The sequence below is a fragment of the Spirosoma sp. KNUC1025 genome (assembly GCF_045160025.1).
In the GTDB taxonomy this organism is placed as follows: Bacteria; Bacteroidota; Bacteroidia; order Cytophagales; family Spirosomataceae; genus Spirosoma.
Genome location: NZ_CP087141.1, coordinates 126340 through 151989 on the forward strand (window position 1 = coordinate 126340; position 25650 = coordinate 151989).

The following is a 25650-nucleotide window of genomic DNA, read 5'->3' on the forward strand; positions in this document are numbered from 1 at the left end:
AAGCCCCTTTAGGGGTTGGGGTAATTTAAAGTCTAACATCATGAGACGTATCATTCCTCTATTTTGTGTGGCCTTGGTTGTCTGGCTAAGTGGCTGTGAGAATCTGGATCGGGAACTTGTTACCGACATAACGGGGCAACAGCTCATTAAGTCGTACGATTACACACTGTACCGGCTCAACTCGCTGTATACTAACATTCCGGCGGGGTATCTGCAAATTGATGGGGCCATGACGGCTTCGGCCACCGATGAAGCCGAGCATACGCTGGAAACATCGAATGTCCAGAAGTTTAATAATGGCTCCTGGAATGCCATCGATAACCCCGACAATCTGTGGGCCAACTTTTATCAGGGTATACGGAAAACAAATCAATTTCTGGTATCGACCGATAGCGTTAATTTAGATCAATATAAACTCGATCCGGCTCCCTCGGCCCAAGCCCTGTATCAAAGCCGACTGAGTGATATAAAACGCTGGAAATACGAAGCCCGTTTTCTGAGAGCTTACTTCTATTTTGAATTGGTCAAACGCTACGGTGGTGTACCGATCATCGCCCAGATTTTTGACGTAGACGATAATTTTCAGAACGTAAAGCGTAACACCCTGGCCGAGTGTATGCAGTACATTACGTCTGAATGCGATTCGGCGGCTAAAAATCTGCCCATTACGTATGCGGCTACGGATTTGGGACGTGCTACGCGGGGCGCTGCGTTGGCACTGAAAAGCCGTGCATTGCTTTACGCAGCCAGCGATTTGTTCAATACAACCACTTGGGCGGGCGGCTACTCCAACCTTGAACTGATTTCGCTCACAGGCGACCGACAGGCCCGCTGGAAAGCCGCAGCCGATGCGGCCAAAGCGGTGATTGACCTGGCTGGTACGGGCTATGCCCTCAATACCAATTATCGGAACCTGTTCATTACCAACAGTTATACGCTACCGGAAATAATTTTGTCTCGCCGAAATTCAGCGTCTAACGAGTTCGAAAAGGCGAATTATCCCATCGGTTATGACCTGGGCAACAGCGGCACTACGCCCTCGCAGAATCTGGTCGATGCCTACGAAATGAGCAACGGTACCAAATTCGACTGGAACAACCCGGTTCATGCGGCCAATCCATTCGCTAACCGTGACCCACGATTGGGGCTAAACATCATCCTCAACAATACGGCTTACAAGGGACGTAACGTGGAAGCCTGGGCGGGTGGTCGCGACGGGAAAGGAATCGTAAACGCTACAAAGACAGGGTATTACCTGAAGAAGTACGTAAACGAAAACCTGAATCTGCTGCTGAATAACACTAGTGTGTATTCCTGGAACCTGTTCCGTCTGGCCGAAATTTACCTGAACTATGCTGAAGCGCTCAACGAAGTGTCGCCCGGAAGCGCCGACATAAAATCGTACATCGACAAGGTACGTACCCGAACGGGGGTGGCCCTGCCTGCCCTACCAACTGGTCTGTCGCAGGCGGAGATGCGGGAACGAATCCGGAATGAACGGCGGGTTGAGCTGGCTTTTGAAGATCATCGGGGATGGGACGTTCGGCGGTGGCTACAGGGACCACAGTATTTAGGCGCTCCATTAATGGGGGTTGACATTACCAAAAACGCGGATGGTACGTTCAAATACACTCCTATTACGGTTGAAAACCGCGTTTTTGAACCAAAAATGTACCTCTACCCAATTCCGCAGGGGGAATTGAATGCCTCGAAAGGATTGATTCAGAATCCCGGCTGGTAAAGCGTGTCTGGCCCAACCAAAAAAAGTAAACCCATGAACTATCACTATACGATCACTCGATTTCTCAGTATCTGCTTTGGATTCAGTCTGTTGCTGAGTTCGTGTAAATACGAAGAGCTCGCCAAAGCAGATTACCCGCAGCAGGTAGTTTATATGCCCACCGCCCGGAACGGTCTATACGCCATCAATACAATTTCAACCTCGGGAACGTACCGCTTTACGATCGACCAGGTCACTAAAAAAGTCATTATTCCCCTAGGCGTTTATCGGGGCGGGGTTTCGGCGGATGGCGATGTAGCCGTTAACATTGTCGCCAATGCCGATACCATCAGCAAACTGATTAGTTCGAGTGCGCTGGTCGGAACAACGGTATTGCCCGCTGACAAGCTTGTGTTGCCCGCATCGGTTACAGTTGAGGCTGCAAAAAACTCGGCTCCGTTCAATCTTAGTATCGACTTAGCGTACTTACTGGCCAATCCGGGACAAAAACTGGCCATTGGCGTTGGAATTGACAGCCCGAAAGCCAAGATAAATCCATTGCTCAAAACCACACTAATTTCTTTCGATCCCTCCATTTTACGGGCAACACCCAATTTTTCGACCAAAGCAGACGCCACTTCCCCAAAGAAAATAGCCTTTACCAACACCTCATTGAATGCGGTAAGCTATTCCTGGGATTTTGGTGATGGTACGGCCGCTGTTGCAGACGTTGCTCCTGTTTATACCTACGCCGATGCCGGTACGTATGCCGTTACGCTGACAGCCACGGGTATAACAGGCAGTGGCGATGCGGTCAAAAAAACGATGTCCATTACGATACCCTAGCGTACTGCCTGTTCGGTGCCGAATCCGACACACAAACTACATACCGTTTCACCATAGGTTGGTTGCAGCAAAGGCTTCCCTGAATCTTAAGGGAAGCGCTTTCTCTACTTAATCGACGTAGTTAATTTATTAAAGATCAAACTCCTGGTACGCTTCTGGCTTCTTTCCATCCATTGTCTGAAAGCTGCATCCGTGGCTTGTCATGAATGTTCATTCCTTACCTCAAAACACACAATGATGCAGACTTTTCCTGTTTTTGGATTTACCACAAGTCGCCAGACCGTGAGCCAACTTGCCCGCAATCGAACGGGTACTTATGGACACAGAACGTCCTTACTTTCCGTCCTGCTCGTCCTGGCGCTGTCGAGCTTTTCTCTGGGGCAGTCGCTCTCGGTAAGCATGAGCTATCCGGCCTTCCGGTCGTCGTTTATTACGGGCTCGCAGGTCAACATCCAGACGAACACCGTAACACCCGCTGGTACGACCGTTACGAAAGTCGAGTTTTTCCTGGCAACGTTTACCGGACCGGGAAACAGCAAGGTAACCGTCAAGTTAGGGGAAGCTCTGACCGCTCCTTTTTCCTATACCTGGACAATTCCCGAGGGTCAGGTTTCCTACAATGAATTGAGCGCCGTGGTGACTAATTCTACCGGCGCCACGGCCGTTCAGGGTGGCACCGGGTATATTCGTGTGGATGTGTATCCGCCCAATACCAACAGTAACAAGAAGTACTACGTACAGGCCAGTGCATCCGCCAGCAATACGGCCGGAACGCTGGCGGCTCCGTTCAACACCATTCAGAAAGCAGTTGATCTAGTCCAACCCGGCGACAGCGTTTTTGTGATGGCAGGCACGTATACCAATACCGGCACCAACGATGCTGTCATCATCCGACGCACCGGGACCGCCGATCATTGGATTGTTTTTACCAACTACCAGACCGACAGACCCAAAGTGTCGTTCAATGGCTGGCAGGGCTTTAACCTGACTCCCGGAGCCGCTTATATCAAAATACAGGGATTCGAGGTCGAAGGTAATAACGGGAACGTAACACTGGCAGAGGCCCAGCAGCAGCCTGGCGCCTGCGAGGGGCCCAACCCAACCGCAACGGGATCGTCATTGGCTAAGTTTAATGGAAACGGCATCTCAGTCAGTGGGCGCACGGGTGGTAATTTTCGTCCGCACCACATCGTCATTGCCAACAACGTAGTACACGATTGTGGCGGAGCGGGCATCTCGGCGATCGAGAGCGATTACATTACGGTTGAGAATAATACCGTCTACAATAATTCCTGGTATACGATTTTTGGTGCCAGTGGGATCAGCTTTCTCAATAGCTGGAATTATGACAATTCCACGGATTTCAAAATGATCATTCGTAACAATCGCTGCTACGGTAACCGCCTGTTTATCAAATGGAATAATGGTGGATTGTGCAAAATCACCGATGGCAATGGGATTATTCTCGATAACAATAACGATAAGTTTTCGGCGAATCCGCTGGGGGCTTATACGGGCCAGTTTCTGATTGAAAATAACCTCACTTACCTGAATGGGGGGCGGGGTATTAACGTCAACTACTCCGACAACGTAACGATCCTGAACAATACGACATATCAGAATGCGGTTAGCCCGGAGATCTCTTCAGAACTTGTGGTTGGTGGCTCCAAGAATGACCGCATCTACAACAACATTTTTTACGGACGCGCCGATAGAGCGATAAATGTCGTTAACAACTCATCTGATATTCTGCATAATAACAACCTGACGTTTGGTGGTACGGGCACGCCATACTTCAGCGGTGATCAGAATAAGGTTGGCTTCGATCCGCAATTTGTCGATGCCGCCGGTGGAAATTTTCAACTCACCAGCGCCAGTCCTGCCCTCAACGCCGGGAGTTTGGCAGCGGGGCAATATGCGACCAAAGACATTCTTGGTGTCAGCCGTCCGCAGGGGCTGAGTGCGGATATGGGCGCCTATGAACTTCAGGGAGCATCACTTGCCATTACCCAGCAACCTGCCAGTAGCTCAGTCGTTTGTGCCGGTACCAGCGTTAGCGTTTCGGTAGGCGTTGCGGGCGCAGCACAAGGCTACCAATGGTATAAGGATGGAAACGCGCTAACTGGCGTAACCTCAGCAACTACCGCTACGTTGTCGTTTTCGGCCGTAACGGTTGCCGATCAGGGTAATTATTCTGTAGTTGTCAGTGGGGCAACAAGTTTGACTTCCAGCGCCTTTAGCCTGACGGTGAACGCCCCGCCGACTGTCAGTATTGCGGCAAATCCCAGCCTGACGGCCGCTACGGGCAGTAGCGTAACACTCACGGCATCGGGGGCGGATAGGTATCGCTGGAATACGGGAGCCACTACGGCTGTTCTGTCGGCCAGTACGGCGGCTCCGTATTCCGTGACGGGGACTACCGCCAATGGCTGTTCAGCTACGGCAACCGCAACGGTTGTTCTGCTTGCACCCCCGACTGTGAGTCTACCGTTTCCTCAGTTCAATTCCTCTTACATTTCGGGAACGGACATTAACATTCAGGCTACGGCATCGACCCCGGCTGGCACGACCATTACCAAGGTAGAATTTTTTTATGATGCGGCCTTTTCGGGAACGTACACCAAAATTGGGGAGGATTTGACGGCTCCCTACTCGATTGTCTGGACAGCCCCTGCCGTGCCCGCCAATGGACGAAGTTATCAGATCAGGGCCATCGTTACCAATTCGGCATCTGCTACGGCTATTTCCAATCCGCCGACAAACTACGTTGGCATTACGGTGTACCCGGCAAATTATGTCAGCACCCGAAATTGGTACGTAAGCGCGTCCGCGTTGGCTACTAACACGGCTGGAACGGAAGCGTTACCGTTCAATACTATCCAGAAAGCGGCTGATCGGGTGGCTCCAGGCGATACCGTTTTTGTGATGGCAGGTACCTACACCGGAACGAGCACCAATATTACTGGAATTCAGCGTACTGGAACAGCCAGTAAGTGGATCATCTTTATGCCCTATAAAACCGACAAGCCGGTGTTGGCCCTGGGCAATAATAACTGGCAGGCATTCAATGTGTTGCCTGCTGCAGCCTACATCAAAATTCAGGGGTTTGAAATTATCGGCAATAACGCCAATATAACCCTGGCTCAGGCGCAGGCGCAACCTGGTGCCTGCGAGGGACCAAGTCCGGCGGCCACCCCGATTGCCCGATTCAACGGGAATGGCATCTCGGTTAGCGGACGCACAGGGGGCAATCTTCGCCCCCACCACATTGTCATTGCCAATAACAATGTCCACGACTGTGCAGGGGCTGGTATATCAGCTATTGAAGCCGACTACATCACGATTGAAGACAACATTTTGGCCAATACTTCCTGGTACACCGTCTATGGAACCAGCGGTATCAGCATATTCAATTCCTGGAATTATGATAATTCTACAGACACCAAGATGATTGTTCGCCGGAACCGAAGCTTTGGTAATATCCTCAAAATCGCCTGGAATATTGGCGGCACAGGTACGAACTGTAAGTTTTACGATGGAAACGGCATTATTCTCGACAATAACCGGGGCGCCGATCCCAATAATGCCGCTGCTATTAAAAATCCCCTGGGCAACTATACCGGTAAATTCCTTGTCGAGAATAACCTCTGCTACAAGAACGGCGGTCGCGGTATCAATATCAATTACTCCGATAATGCGATTATCCGTAATAACACTACGTATCAGAATGGACAGAGTGATGGCGGTTTGGGTATTGGGATCGATAACGAACTGATTATGCAGGGCTCAATTGGTGCGCGTATTTTTAACAACATTTTTTACGGCAAACCGGGAGAAAGCCCTAGTTCGGTTTCAGGAAGTTCGGATGTACAGCAGAATAACAACCTGACCTTCAGTACGGTTGGTAATGGGTATTTTACCAATAATCAGAACATAGTAGGGCAGGGCCCTCAATTTATCGATGCAGCCAGTGGCGATTTCCGGCTTGCCAGCACCAGTCCGGCCATCAACGCCGGAAGTAACACGGCCGGGCAATATGCCGTTAAAGATGTTCTAGGCATAGACCGTCCACAGGGACTTGGCGTGGACATCGGGGCGTATGAATTCCAGGGTACGCTTATTTCATTCAGCCAGCAACCCGCCAGTGGTTCGGCCGTGTGTGTGGGGGCTACCGCAGGTGTTTCAGTATCGGTCGATGGTCAGGTACAGGCTTATCAGTGGTATAAGGACGGAAACGCGCTAACCGGTGTTACGTCAGCCACCACCGCTACGTTGTCGCTTTCGGCTGTCACAGCCGCCGACCAGGGTAGTTACTACGCAGTGGTCACTGGATTTAACAGCCTGACATCGAACGGGTTTAATTTGATGGTAAATACACCGCCCGATGCGCCTAATGTCAGCAGTGTGTCGGCTACGCAGGGAGCGGGAACTGTAACCCTAACCGTCCCGAACTGCTCGGGGACGGTCAACTGGAATGGTGCTGATGGCAGTAGCTCACTAGTGGTCTCGACATCGGCGGTTGGTGAATTCGTTTACGCCGTGACGTGCATAGTAGGAGTGTGTGTCAGTCCCGTTACCAGCGTGACCGTGAGTGTAAAAGGGCCCCCCGCTACGTTGAGTGTGTTCTACCGCGACGGCGATAATAACCAACCCAACAACAATGTCATCCGGCCTTATCTGAAACTCAATAATGAGGGTACTACGGCTGTCTCGTATGGCGACATTACGCTGCGTTACTGGCTGACGGTGGAAGACTTTTCGACCCTAACCAACCTGTCGGTGTATTGGGCGCAACTGGGCACCAGCAAAGTCCGGATGCGTTACGTGCCGTTGACACAGCCACGGCAGGGCGCTTTTGGCTACGTCGAATATAGCTTCGATGCCTCGGCAGGAACGTTGGCAGCAGGTAGTAATTCGGGTGAAATCCAGACCGGAGTTGGCAAGCAGAACTGGACGAATGTATCCGAATCGGACGATTACTCGTTTGCTCCGACTACCACTTATACCAAAACCGACCGAATTACGATCTACAAAAACGGAGTCTTGGTCGGGGGCGTAGAGCCGGTAGCTATAACATCCGTGACGGCGCTGAAGGTCTATTCGGAGAACAAAAACAGCACCTCGACTACCAACCAGATTAGTACGTATTTAAAGCTGGCTAACGAAGGCAATGTACCGGTCGATTATGGACAGATAACGGTACGTTACTGGTTCAGTGCGGAAGGGCCTAATCCGTTGGTCTACAATCTGGATTATGCTGAGTTAGGTAATGGCAATATCAAAAGCAAGTTTGTCAAAGAGATTCGGGCAGGCACCGACACGTATCTGGAGCTGAGTTTTGTATCACCACTTGGCCAACTGAACCCACTCAGCTCGACCGGTATTATTCAGCAACGTATCAATAAATCGGACTGGTCGAGCTTCAACGAAGCCAACGATTATTCGTACAAACCAGCCGGGGCGTTGGCGGAGAACGTCAAAATTACAGCCTATATAAATGGTACGTTGGTGTATGGTCAGGAGCCGGGTCCGGCTAGTGCGCGAATTGGCGTAGAGCCGTCAGGATTACGGGTGGTCGTGCTGGGCAATCCGATTCATGGCGATGCGGTGCAAATGGACGTAACGGGCGTTGAAGGTCAGCTCCTGCGCGTCGAACTGATCGACAGTCGGGGGCAATTGGTAACAAAACATCAGGTCGAGCAGGCGGCTACGTCGGAGCACATCCGGCTGCCGGTTGGCCGGTTGTCGGCTGGCGTGTTGCTGTTGCGGGTCAGTACGTTGGCAGAAAGTCAGACGCTGAAGCTGATAAAGCCGTAGGAGGAAAGTGCCTAAGCCTGTGTCGTTCGCTGTTTCTTGAAAAAGATGGCGAACGGTACAGGCTTAAGTCAGTAGTGTTGGCCTAAAAAAGCCTTGTTTTCTTTGTTAGGCGTTCATCAGGTTGATGGGGCACAAACGCTGAACGGCCATGCTGAATTGATCTATTTAGATCATTTAAAGCGCATTAGATTATTATTTTTCATAACCCAGGCTTTTTGTACTTGCGTACTTAACATTATTGATGAATGCGTTTCTTGTTGATTCTTAACAGATTATAGATAAAGAGATGAATAACACATCGAACATAAACCGAAGAAACTTTCTGCGTAAGGCTAGTCTGTTGAGCGCGTCGTTGCTGGCTAGCCGGATTATGCTGGCAACGGGTAAGTCAGATCCGGTTATTCTGTTTACCTCGGGCTGGCAGGATGTCAATATTGGCGATATTGCCCACACGCCGGGCCTGATTGCGCTCCTGAAAAAACGGCTGCCACAAGCCAAACTCATTCTCTGGAAACGTAGCAGCAGTGCGAAAGTGGAAACCATGCTGAACCACTATTACCCGGATGTGCGCATCATTCACAGCCAGGTGAACGATAACGTACCGCAGGCCGAGGAGGTGAAACAGGCTTTTCAGCAGGCTGATTTTTTTCTGCACGGCTCTGGTCCGATGGTAGTAGCTGCCGATTATCTGGAAGCCTGGCATGCCCAGACGCATAAGCCTTTCGGTCTGTTTGGTGTCACGATTCAGGATGTTTACCCCGCTCTGAAAACGTTGCTGGCTAGTGCGTCGTTGATTTTTACCCGCGAAACGGCTTCTATCGAGGTATTGAGAAAAGCCGGGCTGTCGGGTAGCCATATCGCCTTTGCACCCGATGCTACGTTTGCGCTGACCATCCGCGACGATGATAAAGCGAAGGCATTTCTAGCGGCCAACGAACTCAAACCCCGTCAGTTTATCTGCGCCATTCCCCGCCTTCGGATGACGCCCTATTATAAGATCAATGCGAATTCCGGCTGGAGCGACGCCAAAATAAAGGAAGTCGATACCCTGAATGATACGTGGAAAGAAGCCGATCATGCCAAACTCCGCGAAGCCATGATTGCCTGGGTACGGCATACGGGCAACAAGGTGCTGGTTTGTCCCGAAATGACGTATCAGGTAGATATCATGGACGAGTTACTGATTAATCCGCTACCCGCCGATGTGAAGGCGAAGGTTGTCCGGCACCTGTACTGGCTCCCCGACGAAGCTGCTGCGGTGTATGCTCAGGCTCATACAGTACTTAGTTTCGAGTGCCATTCACCCATTATGGCGGCCGTGAATGGTACGCCCTGCTTTTACCTTCGGCAGCCGCAGGATACAATCAAAGGGCAGATGTATTACGATTTAGGGCTGGGCGACTGGACGTTCGAGATCGAGCAGACAACGGGCCAGCAGATTACGGATCGACTGATGGAGGTTACGAAAAATTACAAAGCCGCTCAGCAGAATGTCCAGAAAGCCCTGTCCAACGTGAATGATCGATATGACAAAACGTTTCAACTATTGCGAAAAACCTGGTTGTAAAGTAGGATACGGCCCAATCTGATTTTATCTGATACTCGTCTAATTCATGTTAGCTTAACTACCCTTATTCGTAAAACCTTATCTCTATGGATCGTCGGACATTTGTTAAAAATACTGCATTGGCTACAGCCAGCACAACGATTTTGAACTTCCCTATCTACGGCAAAAATGCACCCAGCAACAAGGTTGTCGTGGCCGTAATGGGCGTCAACAGCCGGGGTGCCTATCATGCGAAATCGTTTTCCAAACTGCCGAATGTGGAGGTGGCTTATCTGTGCGATGTAGAAGAAAAAGCCATCAAAAACGGCCTGGATGCGGTTAAAGATGCCAGCCGTCAGCCCACCATCATCAAGGACATTCGCGAATTGGTGACCAAAAAAGACTTCGATGCGCTGCTTATTGCCGCCCCCGATCACTGGCACGCGCCAGCGGCTCTGATGGGCGTTGCCAACGGTAAGCACGTGTACGTAGAAAAGCCTTGTGGCCAGAATCCCTACGAGAGCGAGATGCTGATTCAGGCCCGCGACAAGTACGGCAAATTGATTCAGGTTGGTAGCCAGCGCCGGTCGTTTCCAACCCTGATCGAAGCCGTGAAGGAAGTACGGGGCGGAGCCATCGGCAACCCGTATTTCGCTAAAGCCTGGTACACCAACTCCCGCAAATCCATTGGGATTGGCAAGAAAGTAGCCGTACCCTCGACGCTGGATTTTAACCTCTGGCAGGGACCCGCTCCGCGTCAGGACTACCGCGATAATCTGGTACACTACAACTGGCACTGGTTCTGGAACTGGGGTACGGGTGAAGCCTGCAACAACGGCAATCACGAAATCGACTGCTGCCGCTGGTTTATGGGCGTCGATTTCCCGTCGAAAGTAACGTCGTCAGGGGGGCGATATGCCTTCAAGGATGACTGGCAAACACCCGATACGCAGGTCGCTACGTTCGAGTTCGACAATGGGAAAGCCATCACCTGGGAAGGGCGTAGCTGCAGTTCATATCCTATCGATGGGAGTGGCCGCGGCTTTATCATTTACGGCGACAAAGGTACGCTGGTCAACAAAGGTGGGGGTGATTACCAGATCTTTGATGAGAAGAATAAACTGGTGAAGGAGATCAAGCCAAGCACCAAACTCGACCCCAACAACACTGTCAGCGCAACCGGCGATCTGGAACTAACGCACTTTACCAATTTCGTGGAAACCATCCGGGAGAATACGAAACTAACGGCACCGATTGACGAAGGACACAAAAGCGTACTGCTCTGCCACCTGGCTAATATTTCCCAACGTACCGGCACAACTCTGCACTGTGACACGACTAACGGGCATATCAAAGACAATAAAGCCGCTACGCAACTCTGGAAGCGGGAGTACGAAAAAGGCTGGGAAATGAGAGTGTCATAAATCTTTCTGACAGGATTGATTCTATTAATCCTGTCAGAAAAATACGTTTAAAAGGTGAATATTTATTCACCTAAAATTTGTAATTGAATAAATATTCGCTTTACTTTGCGTCGTCAATATGCCAATAGGTATGCGCACCAAAGACGAAGCAAAGGAAAAGATTATACTCGATACGGCCCTGCGGCTCATTATGCAGACCGGGCTATCCGGTCTCAAAATGTCGGACCTGGCCAGGGAGGCCGGTGTGGCTACGGGTACTGTGTACGTTTATTTCGATGATAAGCCTGCCCTGATCCAGCGGCTCTATGCCTATCTGCTCCGCAAAAGCCTCAGCGACCTCAACGCCGGGATAGCAGCTACTGATCCACTACGGGTTAAAATTCAGAAAATCACCCGTAATTATCTGGATGACAATTTAAAATATCCCGAGTATACCGCTTTTTTTGAACAGTATTTCCGCTCTCCCTACTTTGCCGAAACGGAGGTCATACGCGCCGAGGAAGCCAGCGTTATGCAACCCATTTATGAGCTGGTGGTAGAAGGTCAGCAGCAAATGATCATTAAAGAAGCCAACCCGGATTTGCTGGTCACGCTGGTCTGTGGTATGCTTAATGAACTGGCTAAACAGGCTCAGTTTTCGCAGCAACCCGTTAGCAAAAGCGACTGGGAATTAACATTCTCTGTTATCTGGGATGGTGTGAAACGGTAGTAATGCGTTGAAATGGCAGTTATAATCTGCCTTATTTTTTACTTAATAAGTGAATAAATATTCAATATAAATTAAATCGACCATGAACAAATTAGTTAACCCAAAGACAGTTTTTATTACTGGCAGTTCGTCGGGCATTGGAAAAGCTACTGCGCTTTATTTCGCTCAGCAGGGCTGGAATGTAGCCGCTACCATGCGCGCACCTGCCAAAGAAACCGAATTAGGCAACCTCCCAAACGTTAAGTTGCTTCGGCTGGATGTGCTGGATACGGATAGCATCCGGAAGGCACTCGCCGATGCCCGCACGGCTTTCGGGGGAATCGACGTACTGGTCAATAATGCGGGTTATGGGGCTGTGGGCGTATTTGAAGCGGCCAGCCCGGAACAGGTACAACGCCAGTTCGACACCAACGTATTTGGCGTGATGAATGTGATTCGCGAAATTCTGCCAGACTTCCGGGAGAAGCGTAACGGAACGATCATCAACGTAACGTCGATGGGTGGACTCATTACGTTCCCAATTTACAGCATTTATCATGGCACGAAATGGGCTGTCGAAGGTTTCACCGAAGCGTTGTCGTTTGAGTTACGGCCGTTTAACATCCGCGTGAAAAACATTGAACCCGGTGCTATTAAAACCGATTTCTACGACCGTTCGCAGGATTTGCTCCAGAAAGATGGGTTGACTGCTTACGATGAGTATGTGCGCGTTACGCTCGCTAACTCCCAAAAAGCGGGTGCCGATGCACCGGGACCAGAAGTAGTGGCTGAGAAGATTTTCGAAGCCGCCAACGACCGCTCGTTCCGGCTTCGGTACCCGGTGGGCGGTCAATCGCCCTTGCTGCTGGCTATTCGACGAATAATACCATTAAGCTGGTTCCACGGGATCGTCAAGAGTGTCGTCGAAAAAGGTTTCAAGCCAACGGTTGGCTGATAATCCTATTGTACTGGATTAAGACAATCCAGTACGCCATACCCCGGCAATGTTATAACCATCAGGCATCCAGTCGTTCATTAATAACCTGTGCTGCCTGCTGAAGGGCCAGCACAATTTCTTTCTGTCGGGAGGCCGAGCAGCGAATTTCGGGCAGAAAAACACTCAGACTGGCTACGACGAGCCCACTTTTCCGAATGGGCACGGCCAGACCGATAATATGGGTTTTAGAGTGCGTAATAGCCAGCGAATGGGTACGAATTTTAGCTAGGGCTGTATCCAGGTCAGCAGGCGTTGCAGCTTCGGGCCAGGTTTCCTCAGACGGTAAGCCGTTACTTTGCAGAAAGCTATCCCGTTCTTTATCCGACATAAAGGCCAGCAGCAAACGGCCCGTAGCGGTTTCATACACGTTACGTTCTGAACGACTACGCACTTGCAAATCCTGATCGCTATTGACCAGGTGAACGATGAACCGTTTCTGATTCCGGATAATCCCTAAAATCGACGTTTCATTTAGCTCGGCCGTCAGTTTTTCCATCTCCTCTTTAGCCGCCAGCACCAGATTCTGGCTGTAAGAGAGGTTATTGGTCAGGTTGTAGGCCATTGGCCCCAACCGATACCCTTTTTTCGACCTAAATGCTCCAGATAATTCTTAGCGACCAGCGTCTGTAAAATATTGACGCAGGTAGCCTGATTCATCTGTAACGCTTCGGCAATTTCCGTAAGTGAGTAGGCTCTTCCCGGATCACGGGCCACCCATTCCAGAATATCAAACGCTTTAACAATGACTAAAACCATGTGTCTTAATGATAAATTATGAATGATGAATGATAAATTATGAATAGCGACAGTAATTCATCATTCATAATTTATCATTCGTCATTATCAATTAACGCCCCATCCAGCCGCCATCGACGGTCAGGATCGTGCCGTGGACGTAGCGGGAGGCTTCTGATGCCAGGAATAAGGTTGGGCCTTTAAAATCCTCGGGCTCACCCCAGCGGCCGGCCGGAATTCGGGACAAGATGCTTTTGCTACGTTCAGCATCTTCCCGAAGGGCTTCCGTGTTATCGGTGGCAATATAGCCCGGCGCAATCGCATTTACATTCACACCTTTAGATGCCCATTCATTGGCAAACGCTTTGACCAGGCTACCAATGGCTCCTTTGCTGGCGGCATAGCCAGGTACGGTTATACCCCCCTGAAAGGTCAGCAGGGAAGCCGTAAAAATGATTTTCCCCGATCCACGTGCCACCATGTCGCGGCCAATTTCTCGGGTGAGAATGAAGGGGGCATTCAGGTTGGTGTCGATCACTTCATCCCAATATTCGTCGGGGTGTTCGGCGGCCGGTTTGCGCAGGATCGTCCCGGCATTATTTACCAGAATATTAATGACGGGGACATCTCGCTTCAGACTTTCCAGAAACGAATACAAGGCTGCCCGGTCGCTCAAATTGCATTGATACGCCCGAAACGAACGGCCTAATGCCGTTACCTCTTTTTCAACTGCACTTCCCTCCATTTCCAGCGAAGCCGATACGCCAATAATATCGGCACCTGCTTCGGCTAATGCTACGGCCATCGCCCGGCCAATGCCTCGTTTGCACCCGGTTACGAGCGCTGTTTTGCCCGACAGGTCAAATTGTTGTAAAAAGCTCATAATTTACCATTGTGATAGTATCTGCAAGTTTAATTCATATATGCCAAAGTATAAAATGTATTTCTCCCATCAATAAGCGGTTTTTGTACTTTTTTTATAAGGATTTCCCATTTATATACAGATTTAGGTCCTGATTTATAATTTTTCAAATTATTAGTTTACTAAAAATAATCCTATAAAAAATAAATAAGTGAAAAAATTTGGTGATTGTTTAATTTGATAATAGTATTGTATTGATGAATTGATATTTATCATTGATGAATTAAAGATAAAAGCCCTTATGAATAACCTCTCTCTTTACCATTACCGGGCCGGGCTACTGGGATTAGCCTTGCTCTTAACTCTGAGTCAGCTTCTGGCTCAAACGCCTTCGCTGGTTACGGGCCGGGTGACCGATGAAGGTGGGCAACCGCTTCCCGGCGTGACCGTATTGGTCAAGAATACGAGTAATGGTACGACCACTAATGGCGAAGGTATTTATCGGCTGTCGGTACCTACAGGTAATGCTACGTTAGTAATCTCCTATGTGGGGTATTTAAGTCAGGAGGTTGCGGTAAATACGAGATCGACCATTGATGTGCAGTTAGCTCCTGGTGACAAAACCCTCAGTGAAGTGGTCGTTGTCGGGTATGGCACGCAACAGAAGAAGGATTTGACGGGAGCCATTGCCACCGTAGGCGCCCGAGACATTCAGAAGGTACCAGTTTCGGGTTTCGATCAGGCATTAAAAGGCCAGGTGGCGGGTTTGCAGATTACCAATACGTCGGGCGCACCGGGTGGGAACACCAGCGTCCTGATTCGGGGAATCAGCTCCATTACGGGTGGAAATGAGCCGCTCTACGTCATTGATGGATTTCCGGTCAATAATGCCGGGTTCGGTAACCCATTGAACACCATCAATCCGGGGGATATTGAGTCGATTGATGTCTTGAAAGATGCCTCAGCTACCGCTATTTATGGCTCCCGTGGTTCCAACGGGGTCATCATTATCACCACCAAACAAGGGAAATCGGGTAAGGCCAGGATTGAAGTGAACGCCTACACAGGCTTTCAGCAGGTGACCAAAAAAATAGAGATGATGAACGCGCAGGAGTATGCGGCCTGGGTAACCGAAGCCCGCAACGCGTCTTACCTCGACAACGTAGCGGGGGCCAATGTTAATGACCCGAATAGCAAGCGCGCCAGTTCGTACCAGATTCCCACTATTTTTCAGGACCCATCCAAGTTAACCACGACCGACTGGCAGGATGCCATTTTCCGGACAGCGCCCATTCAGAACTACCAGATTTCGGCTACGGGTGGAACAGACAATTTCCGGTATGCGCTGTCGGGGAGTTATTTCAACCAGCAGGGGATCATTATCAGTTCGGGACTGCAACGGTATACCTTCCGGGCTAATCTAGAAGGAAAACTCTCGGATAAACTTAGTATCGGTGTGAACATCACGCCCAGCTATACCGATCAGAATGATGTCAATGCCGAAGGTCACTACGGAGCACTGGGAATATTGAGTGCGGCTCAATCCATGCCGCCTTTTGTGCCGGTATACAATGCCGATGGCACGTACAGTTCCTATATTGTGGTCACCGAAGGTCAGCCGTCGATTGCCAATCCGGTTCAGATTGCGAATGAGTATAAAATTCACCCATCTCAATTCCGAATCCTGGGGAATGCCTTTGCTACGTATTCCATCCTGAAAGACCTTAAACTTCGCGTTACGTTTGGTACCGATATCAACCAGTTCAAGCGACGGACCTGGACGCCCAATACAATCAATCCGAGTAACCCATCGACAGCCGAAGCGCGAAATGGCGAGGATAATAGCTGGCTGAACGAAAATACGCTCAACTATAAACGGCAGTTCAACGACCACAGTATCGACGCGATCATTGGCTATACGGCCCAGCGTTCCTACAGCAATCAAACCATCGCTACCGCCGGTAATTTCCCGGATAATCTGATTCCCAATATTAATGGGGGGACCGTAACGAGTGGCAGCGAGAGTACCCAGATTTATACCTTACAGTCGTTTCTGGCTCGTGTCAATTACGCCTATAAGGACAAATACCTTATTACAGCTACCCTGCGTCGGGATGGTTCGTCGCGTTTTGGGGCCAACAACCGCTGGGGAACTTTCCCGTCGGCGTCGATCGGCTGGCGGATTTCGGAAGAAGGGTTCATGAAAGGCCAGACTTTCGTTAGTGATCTCAAACTTCGGGCCAGCTACGGCCAGACAGGCAACAACGCCATTGGCAACTACCGGGCAATTGGTCAACTGGGCGGTGCCAATTACGTCATTGGCGATGTACTGACACCCGGCCTGGGTCGTTCGTCGTTCACAAACCCCGAACTGGGTTGGGAGTCGACCACGCAGGTTGACGTTGGACTTGATTTCTCGCTGCTGAATAGCCGACTTTCCTTCACTGCCGATTACTACCGTAAGGTCAATTCCAATATGTTGTTCACCATTCAGACACCCGCCGTTACGGGACTGACCAGTGCCCTGGTCAATCTGGGTAAAGTGGAGAATAAAGGGGTTGAACTGAGCATGAGTTCCCGCAATCTGGTTGGTGCATTCAAGTGGAATACTAATGTTAACATCACGTTCAACCGCAATAAAGTGCTGGAAATGAGTACCGATGCCGAACGTATCCTGAGTGCATCCGGCGGTCGTCCGGCTTATGCGGTTACCCAGGCGGGTTATCCTATCGGCAGTTTCTTCGGACGCCGGTTCCTGGGTATTTTCCGTACCGAGGAAGAAGCAAAAGCCTACACCGTTCAGCCAAACGCCCACGCAGGCGATGTGAAGTGGAAAGATATTGACGGCAATGGAGTCATCAATGATAATGATAAAGAAGTCATTGGCAGTCCTTATCCAAAATACTACTTCGGCTTTAATAACACCTTTACCTACAAGGGTTTTTCGCTCGATATTATGACCAGTGGTCAGGTTGGTCAGCAGGTCTACAATAACTCCTTTTACCTCAACAATTCCGGGGTTCAGAACAACGCCAAGTACGTCTATGATAACCGCTGGGTTTCGCCCGATCAGCCCGGTAATGGGTTGTTTGGCCGGGCCATTCGCGGGGGCAAAAACGACAACACCCAGTACAGCTCGGTGTATCTGTTCGATGCCTCGTTCTGGCGTATCCGGAACGTAACCCTGGCGTATGCGCTGCCCAACACGCTCGTCAATCGGCTGGGTCTGGGGGCGTGCGGGTCTATGCTGCGGCCACCAACCTGTACACCTTCACCAACTACTTTGGCTACGACCCCGAAACCAACATCAGTGGGGACAGCTTCACGTCGTTCGGGCTTGACTTCGGTGCCTACCCGCAGGCACGGACCGTTACGTTTGGCGTCAATTTATCCTTCTGATCTACCGACTCAAAACGCCTTATTTATATGAAAACCAGTCTATTTGCCCTCATGCTGTCGGCTTGCCTGCTGGGCGCCTGCCAGGACGTTTCACTCGACCAGGTTCCGCAGACGGAGCGGAGTGAAGCCAATTTCTACAAAACCAATGCCGATTTCTACAATGCTATTATCGGGGTATATGGTGCGCTCAAACTAACGGGTATTATTGATAAAGGAAGTGGCTCATACCTCTATATGACTGAACTCGTTTCTGACAATACCGATACAGGCCAGGCCAGGGGCGGTACTGCTACAGAACTCTATTATTTTGAGGATTTCAATTTCGCGCTTTCCAGTACGACGATTTCTAACGCCTGGACCGGCCATTATGCCGGTATTGCCCGGACGAACTCCATCCTCGACCGCTTACCGACGGTGAACATTCCGCAGGCGTCGAAAGACCGGTTCGAAGGGGAGGCTAAATTCATGCGGGCTCTATTTTACTTTAACCTGGTTCGCTTCTTTGGCGACGTTCAACTGGCAACGCATGAGATTACATCACCTTACGGGGCCAACAGTCTGCCCCGGTCACCCGCTGCTGATGTATATGCATTGATCATCAGCGATTTAAAAACGGCTGAAACGAAGCTGCCCACGGCTATTCCCGCTTCAGAAGCTGGCCGGGCTTCGGTCTGGGCAGCTAAATCCCTGCTGGGAAAAGTCTATCTGACACTGAAACAGTACGACAATGCCGCAGCGAAACTGAAAGAAGTAATTGACGGAAATGCTTTTAGTCTGATGCCCAAATACGCGGATATTTTCCCGGCTACTACGTCCTTCGTTAATAACAAGGAGTACATCTTCGCCGTGCAGTATAAATCAGGGCAGGTGGGTCAGGGTAGCGACCTGTGGTCGAACTGGGGCGCGGTGAATGCGAGTGTAGCCTTGTTTGGCGCAGGCGGTGGAACGGGGGGCGGCTTTAATCGCCCTACCGCCGATATGGACGCTGCCTATGAGCCCGGCGATTTGCGGAAAGATGCATCCATGCTTAATTCCTACAAAGCAGCGAATGGTACAACGGTAAACGAACGGTACGTAGTAAAATTCCGCCAGCAGGGTGCTTTAAACCAGGACTCCGATGTCGATTTTCCCCTGCTTCGCTACGCCGATGTGTTGCTGATGTATGGCGAAACCCTTAATGAACTGGGCCGCACTTCAGAAGGACTTACCTACCTCAATCAGATTCGGAAGCGGGCGGGGCTTGCTGATAAAACCGGCCTTTCACAGGCTGATTTTCGGCTGGCGATGGAGCAGGAACGCCGGGTTGAACTGGCTTTTGAAGGCCATCGTTGGTTCGATCTCGTTCGTACGGGTCGTTTCATACCCGTTATGACTGCCAAAGGCTATAAGGTGAAAGATTTCAATCAGCTATACCTGATCCCACAGCGGGAAATCGACCTAAACAAAGCGATTACCCAAAATACGGGCTACTGATAAATACAAACCTATAAGGTCTCCAAGACCTTATAGGTTTTAACCCTCCCTGCTAAATTTTCTATATGAAACGAGCATCGTATCTCCTGTTTTCGGCTTGTCTGTTCCTGAATTTAGCTTCGCTGTCGGCTCAACCGGTCAAACGGCTGTATCTGGCTAATGACGATCATACCGACTACATGTGGACAGGCAACGAAGTCCAGTACGATACGGTTTTTGTCAGAATGATTGATTATTACCTGAACCAGATCGACTCGACGCAGAGCAATCCGGATGATTTTCAGGCTCGTTTCAATATGGACGGGAGTTACTGGATCAAAACGTATCAGAAATTCCGCAGCCCGGCTCAGGTTGAACGGCTCATCGGTCGCATTCGAACGGGGCACATCAGCAGCCCGCTCAACGGCTTGGTCAGTACGTATGGCGGGCAACCCACCGAGGCCGTTCTGCGCGGTATGTACTACGCTGGCCAGCTCGAACGGCAATGGAATTTACGGTTTCGACTGGCCGTCTGCATGGAAAACCAGACCCTGCCGCTGGGTCTGAGTTCGCTCTGGGCCGGGGCAGGGGCGAAGTATAGCTGGCGGGGCGTGTGTGGCTGTGCCAGTCGGATATCGAATGCCAGCCTGGCCCACCGCCGGAACCAGTTGTATCGGTATATGGGGCAGGATGGCCGTTCGGTGACAATGAAATGGTACAACCGACCTATCTACAACGGGCGGACGCTGGGTGGCTATGCCGAAGCCCGACGCGAGAAAGACCCGAAAGATATTGTGGGCGATATGGGTAAAGTGGTGGAAGATATGACCGTAATGTGTGATACAGTTACGGCAAAATCGGCTTATCCGTTCAACATAGCGGGTGCGTTTGGCTATGGTTGGGATGACCTCAGTACGTATGTGTCGCCCCGTTTATCCAGGCAGCACAACGCTTCTCAACCCATTTACGTAAAGTCCGGGTGTCGAACGAAGAAGATTTTTTTGCCGACGTAGACCGCAGTTACCCCAAACTGCCCGCCGAATCGGTGAGCTATGGCAACGAGTGGGATGTGTACCCGGTATCCATGAACGAAACGACGGCCCACATTCGTCGGGCTACCGGGAAACTGCGGTCGGCAGAAGCGCTCTCGGCATTGGTATCCCTCAAAGACAGCACGTTTGCCCGCGATCTGGTAGAAGCCCGAAATCTGGCCTGGGAAGCATACGGACTCTATTGGGAACATGACTGGACGGCTGACGGACCCGTTTCCAAACGCGATCGTGCGAACTGGCAAACCAAACTTCACCACCGGATCGTTGGGTACGTCGATACGCTTTTCAACCGGGCATCGCTGGCCATGGGGCAACAACTTAAGATGGCCCAATCCGGCGCGGCTACCCCACGCTATTACGTATTCAATCCGTTGAATTGGACGCGAAATGACGTTGCTGATTTTGAGTACAAAAGGGAAGGGCCCGTTCGGGTGATTGACCTGCAAACAAAGCGCGAAGTAGTGAGTCAGCGGATTCGGAAAGGGGGCAAGCCGTTTGTCCGCATCTGGGCTGAGAACGTACCGTCCATAGGCTACAACGTGTATGAAATTCAGAAAGGAACGCCAGCCAGCCAACCCGATGCAGCCCAGGTAGATGGGGAGTTTATACAGAATGAATATTACCGCATCCGGCTGAAAAAATCAGGCGTTATCAGCGAACTCTACGACCGAAAGGCCAACAACAGACAATTGGTCAAATCACAGACAGGGCGCTTACTCAATGACATCGGCACAAAAGATCCAGACGCTGGGAACGCGCTCGTCGTGGAAAACAAAGGCCCCGTTTCGGTCACGATCAAAGCTTTTTCCAACGACCCCATTGCCCATACCGTTCGCGTGACGCTGTTCCGCAACAGCCGCCGAATCGACATCGAAGACAGCTTGCAAGCCAACTTCGACGACGTAAAAACCTGGGCGTTTTCGCTTAATCTGACAAACCCGACTACCAATCATGAAGAGCTGGGGGCCATTCTGACGGCTAGGAAGGAAACGCGAGGTGGGCATTACGCCAGCCAGAATGCCCGCTACGACTGGCAAACGTTCAACCATTTTGCTGACATCGGCGAGCCAAATTTTGGGCTTACGATCTCGAATCAGGATTGCAGTTTTTTTAAGTTAGGGAAAAGTACCCCGGATTCGCTTTGGGAAACCTCGGCACAGTTTAACGCGCTGGCGGGTGGGCAGGTCGATACGTATGGGTCAGGCAAAAAGGACACGTTGCGACTGGGCATTTACAACCAGAACGGGGTAACGAAGTTTCGCTACCATTTTGCCCTGACAACCCGCACAGCGGCTTTCGACGCCCTAACAGCGATGAAATTCGCTCTCGAAGATCAGAATCCGCTGGTAACCGGAGCAGTAACCGGCACGCAGGCAACTTATCCTGAAACGACGTTTTCATTGCTCAAAGCCGATGCGCCGGGCTTACTGATCTGGACGTTGAAACCCAGCGAGGAAGGCATGGGGAACGGCCTGATTGCCCGGTTCTGGAATCTGAATAAAACTGCTGCCACCCCCACGCTGAACTGGGCATTGCCGATTCGCCAGGCCTGGCAAACAACGCATATTGAAACGAACGAACAAAGCCTGAATCCAGCTAAAAATACCTTGAAAACGAATTTCAACGCCCGGCAGATCAATACGTATCGGCTACAATTTTAGGCAGGTATTGCAAAACCCCCAACCCCCTGAAGGGGGCTTAGTTAGAGTGTGAGCCAAGCCCCCTTCAGGGGGTTGGGGGTTTTGCAATAATAGTTTTTAGAGTTTCAAAAACCGCTCCGGCGGCCCGGCTTATAGGTCTATGGTTCCTGCCTGTTTTTTTTGTAAAGCCATTGAAAAACAAACAAATCATGCGTATCGGATTACTTGTTATTGCCGGTTTTCTTTTCGTCCAGCATGGGTTCGCTCAGTCGGACGTGGCGCAACCTCAGTCGAGTCGCACCGGCGCACTGGCAACTCCGGCCGACTGGAAAGCGGTTGGGCAGTTGAAAACCCGAGACGCCAAAGCCATCAAATCCAGCACCTGGAGTATTGGCGGGGAAACCCTCGACCGCGATTATACCGATTACCAATCCTACAAAACGTATCTGGGGCCGCTGGGTGCCAAACGAATTCGGTTGCAGGGTGGCTGGAGCAAGTGTGAGAAAGTAAAAGGGGTATACGATTTCGCCTGGCTGGATGCCGTCATTCCCGATGCGGCTTCGCGCGGAGTGGCTCCCTGGGTGGAACTGTCGTACGGCAATCCGATCTATGAAGGTGGGGGCGAAGCCAAACTGGCGGGCCACATCCCGACCTCGCCCGAAGCCCTGACCGCCTGGGATAACTGGGTGCGGGCTATCGTGTCGCGCTACAAAAATCAGGTTCCGGAATGGGAAATCTGGAACGAACCCGATCTGAATCCAACGCATACAGGTACCGAAATTGGGCAGTTCTATGTTCGTACTGCCCGGCTGGTGAAGTCGATTCAGCCCCATGCCCGGCTCATTGCACTGGGCATGGCAAGCGTAACGAAGCTAGACTTTGTAAAGGACTTCTACGACGAACTGAAACGTGAAAACGCATTGGATCTGGTCGATATTATGACGTATCATGGCTACGCACATAACCCTGATTCATCCTATCCGAATATCGAAAAAATGCGGCAACTGGTCTGGAGTTATAGTCCCAGGGTCGTGTTTATGCAGGGCGAAAACGGGGCGCCTTCCACCCCGAAAGCGGTAACGATTGGCGCCTTGCGGGATCAGGACTGGAGCGAACTAACACAGGCCAAATGGGACCTTCGCCGGATGCTGGGTGATCATGGACGCGGTATTTCTACGAACCTCTTCACGATCAGTGATATACACTACACCGCGGGCGATCATATGGTGGGGGTAAATACAAAAGGATTGCTGCAAACCAACCCCGACAAAACCATCAAGCGGCCCAAGCTAGCATATAAAGCCGCTCAACACGTATTCACCCTGTTCGATGATCAGGTTGAACGGCTGCCATCGACTAAACCAGCAGTCAGTCAGGAAACCGTAACGGCCTTTGTCTACCGGCAAACAAAAGGAAATGGGAGTCTTGTAACGCTCTGGAATGGCGAAGCCCGACCCGCTGAGGAATACATGCCCAAACCGACGACGGTAACCGTAAAAGTGCAGTTTACCCAACCTGTTTTCGTCGATCTGGTTACCGGGAAAATCTACGAAATCCCGAAAAAACAGTGCCAGAAATCAGGCGACGAATGGACATTTCGGGAGCTTCCGGTCCCTGATTATCCAGTGTTGATCGCTGAAAAATCGAGTATAAGCTTCTGAAAAAGAGATTGTAGTTTTCAGTATCCTCCTTAACCTATAACCGCTCATGAGCCAACTTAAAACGCTCGATTATACGGCCATCATTCTCTACATGATTATGATGTCGGGGATTGGTATTTTCTTAGGCCGGTTTGTCAAGAATATCAACGATTATTTCAAGGGAGGAAGTGGGGTGTCCTGGATAGCGGGGGGTATCAGCAACTTCATGACCAAGTTCAGTACGTTCATCTTTGTGGCTTATGCGGGCATTGCCTACTCCGACGGTCTGGTAGCCATTACGGTGCTGTGGAGTACCATCTTTCCTTCCCTAATTGCGGTTTTTTTCTTTGCCAAACGCTGGAAACGGGCGGGGATTCTAAGCCCCGTCGAATTTCTGGAAACCCGCTATAACGCACCCATCCGGCAGATTTTCTCGTGGAGCGGGGTGGCCTTCAAGCTGCTCGACGACATGATTAAACTGTATTCGATTGGTCTGTTTGTTACGGCCGCATCGGGGATTCCGTTTGGAACGGCTGTCATCGGCTGTGGCGTTGTCGTGACGCTCTATACGGTCGTGGGCGGTTTTTGGGCGGTAATCGTCACGGATGTGGTACAGTTCGTTATTCTGTTTTTTGCTACGTTGATTCTGGTGCCCCTGGCCTACAATGCCGCCGGTGGTTTTGAACATATGCAGGCGGTGATTCCGCAGAATATGACCTGGTTCAACGGTAAGAAAGGAATGCCGCTGTTCCTGATTGCCTACTACGTGCTGATCATTATTCGCTACAGTGGCAACTGGACTTTTATTCAGCGTTTTTACAGTGCGAAAAACGAAACCGACGGACAGAAATTAGCGATTCTTTCGTCCATCTTATTCTTCATTTTCCCCGTCATCTTCCTGTTTCCTCCGCTGGCCGCGCGGGTTATTCTGCCGAAGCTGGACAACCCCGAAATGGCCTATGTGAGTTTGTGTCTCAAACTGTTGCCCGAAGGCATTATGGGCTTAATGATTGCGGCCATGTTTGCGGCTACCATGTCGGTGCTGAGTGCCGAATACAACGTAACGGCCAGCGTACTGACCCGCGATATTTACCAACGGGTGTTTCGCCCCAATGCCAGCGGAAAAGAGTCGCTGCTGGTAGGCCGGTTGATGACGCTGCTGGTTGGGTTTATTGTGACGGTCGGAGCGCTTTTCGTGGGTGGATTTGGGGGTGCTTTTGAAGCCAATAAACTGCTGGCGGGTGTTTTTGCCGTCCCTATGATCGTGCCGGTCATTTTCGGGATTCTTCTACGAAAACCACAACCCTGGGGCGCTCTGGCTACGCTGTTTCTGGGCACCGTGCTGGGCTTTATCCTGAACATGAACAAAGGCATCAGTTGGGAAGTGGCCACGCTGGTCGAGATCGCCTTTTGTACCATTCTCTTTGTTGTGTCGGGATTCTTTCCCTCAAACGATACTGCCTACAATACGAAGGTGAACGCCTTTTTTCATAAGCTGACGGTGCCCTTTATGGCCGAAGCCGATTCAAAAGGTCAGGACGTTTTCAAAGACGCGATCAAACTCATGTACGGCATTGCGTTCGGATTGACGGGTCTGATGTTCGTGATTATGGGATTCCCGTCCCGAGGTATGCTGAGTGGGCAATTGGCCCTCGGCGCTGGCATTTTATGCCTCATTCTTGCGTACGGTTTGTGGTCCAGAGCGCGAAAGGTAATCACTGTGCAAAAAGACGAAATAACAATATCTGAACGTGCCTAACCCCAACCCCTGAAGGGGGCTAAAACCTCCGGGTAAAAAGCCCGGCAGCGGCCGACCGTCCTTCAGGGGGTTG

16 protein-coding genes are annotated in these 25650 nt (G+C 50.7%); 13 read left to right on the forward strand and 3 right to left on the reverse strand.

All coding sequences use genetic code 11. The annotated features are described in order from the left end of the window. Positions 1 to 40: 40 nt before the first annotated feature. The 7 genes from LN737_RS32455 to LN737_RS32485 all read left to right on the forward strand — a co-directional run bounded on the left by LN737_RS32455 (position 41) and on the right by LN737_RS32485 (position 12996). Positions 41 to 1741 (forward strand): RagB/SusD family nutrient uptake outer membrane protein, encoded by a 1701-nt coding sequence (locus LN737_RS32455; RefSeq protein WP_231780414.1) that lies wholly within the window; start codon positions 41 to 43, stop codon positions 1739 to 1741. A 33-nt stretch (positions 1742 to 1774) separates the two neighbouring features. Then, the gene (locus tag LN737_RS32460) at positions 1775 to 2566 is read left to right on the forward strand and encodes a PKD domain-containing protein (RefSeq protein WP_231780415.1); all 792 of its coding nucleotides are present in this window, start codon (positions 1775 to 1777) and stop codon (positions 2564 to 2566) included. A 234-nt stretch (positions 2567 to 2800) separates the two neighbouring features. After that, entirely contained in the window at positions 2801 to 8383 is a 5583-nt protein-coding gene (locus LN737_RS32465) for a cellulose binding domain-containing protein (RefSeq protein WP_405520886.1), read from the forward strand. Positions 8384 to 8669: 286 nt separating this feature from the next. Beyond that, positions 8670 to 9950 (forward strand): polysaccharide pyruvyl transferase family protein, encoded by a 1281-nt coding sequence (locus tag LN737_RS32470; protein WP_231780417.1) that lies wholly within the window; start codon positions 8670 to 8672, stop codon positions 9948 to 9950. 86 nt (positions 9951 to 10036) lie between these two features. Further along, the gene (locus LN737_RS32475) at positions 10037 to 11353 is read left to right on the forward strand and encodes a Gfo/Idh/MocA family protein (RefSeq protein ID WP_231780418.1); all 1317 of its coding nucleotides are present in this window, start codon (positions 10037 to 10039) and stop codon (positions 11351 to 11353) included. Positions 11354 to 11483: 130 nt separating this feature from the next. Further along, complete coding sequence (locus LN737_RS32480) at positions 11484 to 12062, forward strand: TetR/AcrR family transcriptional regulator (protein ID WP_231780419.1); 579 nt, start codon at positions 11484 to 11486, stop codon at positions 12060 to 12062. 82 nt (positions 12063 to 12144) lie between these two features. Beyond that, positions 12145 to 12996 (forward strand): SDR family oxidoreductase, encoded by an 852-nt coding sequence (locus LN737_RS32485; RefSeq protein WP_231780420.1) that lies wholly within the window; start codon positions 12145 to 12147, stop codon positions 12994 to 12996. Positions 12997 to 13057: 61 nt separating this feature from the next. Here LN737_RS32485 and LN737_RS32490 read toward each other — a convergent pair whose 3' ends face one another. The 3 genes from LN737_RS32490 to LN737_RS32500 all read right to left on the reverse strand — a co-directional run bounded on the left by LN737_RS32490 (position 13058) and on the right by LN737_RS32500 (position 14656). After that, positions 13058 to 13600 carry an IclR family transcriptional regulator gene (locus tag LN737_RS32490; protein WP_231780421.1) on the reverse strand — a complete coding sequence of 181 codons (543 nt, stop codon included), beginning with the start codon at positions 13598 to 13600 and terminating at the stop codon, positions 13058 to 13060. Then, positions 13585 to 13794: a helix-turn-helix domain-containing protein gene (locus LN737_RS32495; RefSeq protein ID WP_231780422.1), complete on the reverse strand. Its 210-nt coding sequence runs from the start codon at positions 13792 to 13794 to the stop codon at positions 13585 to 13587. Before LN737_RS32495 ends, LN737_RS32490 begins: the two co-directional genes overlap by 16 nt. Positions 13795 to 13885: 91 nt before the next feature. After that, entirely contained in the window at positions 13886 to 14656 is a 771-nt protein-coding gene (locus LN737_RS32500) for an SDR family oxidoreductase (RefSeq protein WP_231780423.1), read from the reverse strand. 280 nt (positions 14657 to 14936) lie between these two features. Between LN737_RS32500 and LN737_RS32505 the strand changes: the two genes are divergently transcribed. From LN737_RS32505 to LN737_RS32530, 6 genes are all read left to right on the forward strand, one after another. Continuing rightward, positions 14937 to 18065 carry a TonB-dependent receptor gene (locus LN737_RS32505; RefSeq protein ID WP_231780424.1) on the forward strand — a complete coding sequence of 1043 codons (3129 nt, stop codon included), beginning with the start codon at positions 14937 to 14939 and terminating at the stop codon, positions 18063 to 18065. After that, positions 18062 to 19507, forward strand: a complete 1446-nt coding sequence (locus LN737_RS32510; protein WP_231780425.1) for a RagB/SusD family nutrient uptake outer membrane protein — start codon at positions 18062 to 18064, stop codon at positions 19505 to 19507. The genes LN737_RS32505 and LN737_RS32510 overlap by 4 nt, the downstream gene beginning before the upstream one ends. 65 nt (positions 19508 to 19572) lie before the next feature. Next, on the forward strand, positions 19573 to 20499 hold the full coding sequence (locus LN737_RS32515; RefSeq protein ID WP_231780426.1) for a hypothetical protein: 927 nt from the start codon (positions 19573 to 19575) through the stop codon (positions 20497 to 20499). Then, a complete protein-coding gene (locus tag LN737_RS32520; RefSeq protein ID WP_231780427.1) occupies positions 20466 to 22199 on the forward strand; it encodes a glycosyl hydrolase-related protein in 1734 nt (577 codons plus the stop codon). Before LN737_RS32515 ends, LN737_RS32520 begins: the two co-directional genes overlap by 34 nt. 188 nt (positions 22200 to 22387) lie before the next feature. Then, a complete protein-coding gene (locus LN737_RS32525) occupies positions 22388 to 23839 on the forward strand; it encodes a GH39 family glycosyl hydrolase (RefSeq protein WP_405520891.1) in 1452 nt (483 codons plus the stop codon). A gap of 46 nt (positions 23840 to 23885) precedes the next feature. Next, a complete protein-coding gene (locus LN737_RS32530; protein ID WP_231780429.1) occupies positions 23886 to 25577 on the forward strand; it encodes a sodium:solute symporter family protein in 1692 nt (563 codons plus the stop codon). Positions 25578 to 25650: the final 73 nt, after the last annotated feature.

Bases quoted from the DNA above. Each gene is read 5' to 3' on its own strand.
- LN737_RS32455 (WP_231780414.1), top strand. From the start codon at position 41: ATGAGACGTATCATTCCTCTATTTTGTGTGGCCTTGGTTGTCTGGCTA.
- LN737_RS32460 (WP_231780415.1), top strand. From the start codon at position 1,775: ATGAACTATCACTATACGATCACTCGATTTCTCAGTATCTGCTTTGGA.
- LN737_RS32465 (WP_405520886.1), top strand. From the start codon at position 2,801: ATGATGCAGACTTTTCCTGTTTTTGGATTTACCACAAGTCGCCAGACC.
- LN737_RS32470 (WP_231780417.1), top strand. From the start codon at position 8,670: ATGAATAACACATCGAACATAAACCGAAGAAACTTTCTGCGTAAGGCT.
- LN737_RS32475 (WP_231780418.1), top strand. From the start codon at position 10,037: ATGGATCGTCGGACATTTGTTAAAAATACTGCATTGGCTACAGCCAGC.
- LN737_RS32480 (WP_231780419.1), top strand. From the start codon at position 11,484: ATGCGCACCAAAGACGAAGCAAAGGAAAAGATTATACTCGATACGGCC.
- LN737_RS32485 (WP_231780420.1), top strand. From the start codon at position 12,145: ATGAACAAATTAGTTAACCCAAAGACAGTTTTTATTACTGGCAGTTCG.
- LN737_RS32490 (WP_231780421.1), bottom strand. From the start codon at position 13,600: ATGGCCTACAACCTGACCAATAACCTCTCTTACAGCCAGAATCTGGTG.
- LN737_RS32495 (WP_231780422.1), bottom strand. From the start codon at position 13,794: ATGGTTTTAGTCATTGTTAAAGCGTTTGATATTCTGGAATGGGTGGCC.
- LN737_RS32500 (WP_231780423.1), bottom strand. From the start codon at position 14,656: ATGAGCTTTTTACAACAATTTGACCTGTCGGGCAAAACAGCGCTCGTA.
- LN737_RS32505 (WP_231780424.1), top strand. From the start codon at position 14,937: ATGAATAACCTCTCTCTTTACCATTACCGGGCCGGGCTACTGGGATTA.
- LN737_RS32510 (WP_231780425.1), top strand. From the start codon at position 18,062: ATGAAAACCAGTCTATTTGCCCTCATGCTGTCGGCTTGCCTGCTGGGC.
- LN737_RS32515 (WP_231780426.1), top strand. From the start codon at position 19,573: ATGAAACGAGCATCGTATCTCCTGTTTTCGGCTTGTCTGTTCCTGAAT.
- LN737_RS32525 (WP_405520891.1), top strand. From the start codon at position 22,388: ATGCGTATCGGATTACTTGTTATTGCCGGTTTTCTTTTCGTCCAGCAT.
- LN737_RS32530 (WP_231780429.1), top strand. From the start codon at position 23,886: ATGAGCCAACTTAAAACGCTCGATTATACGGCCATCATTCTCTACATG.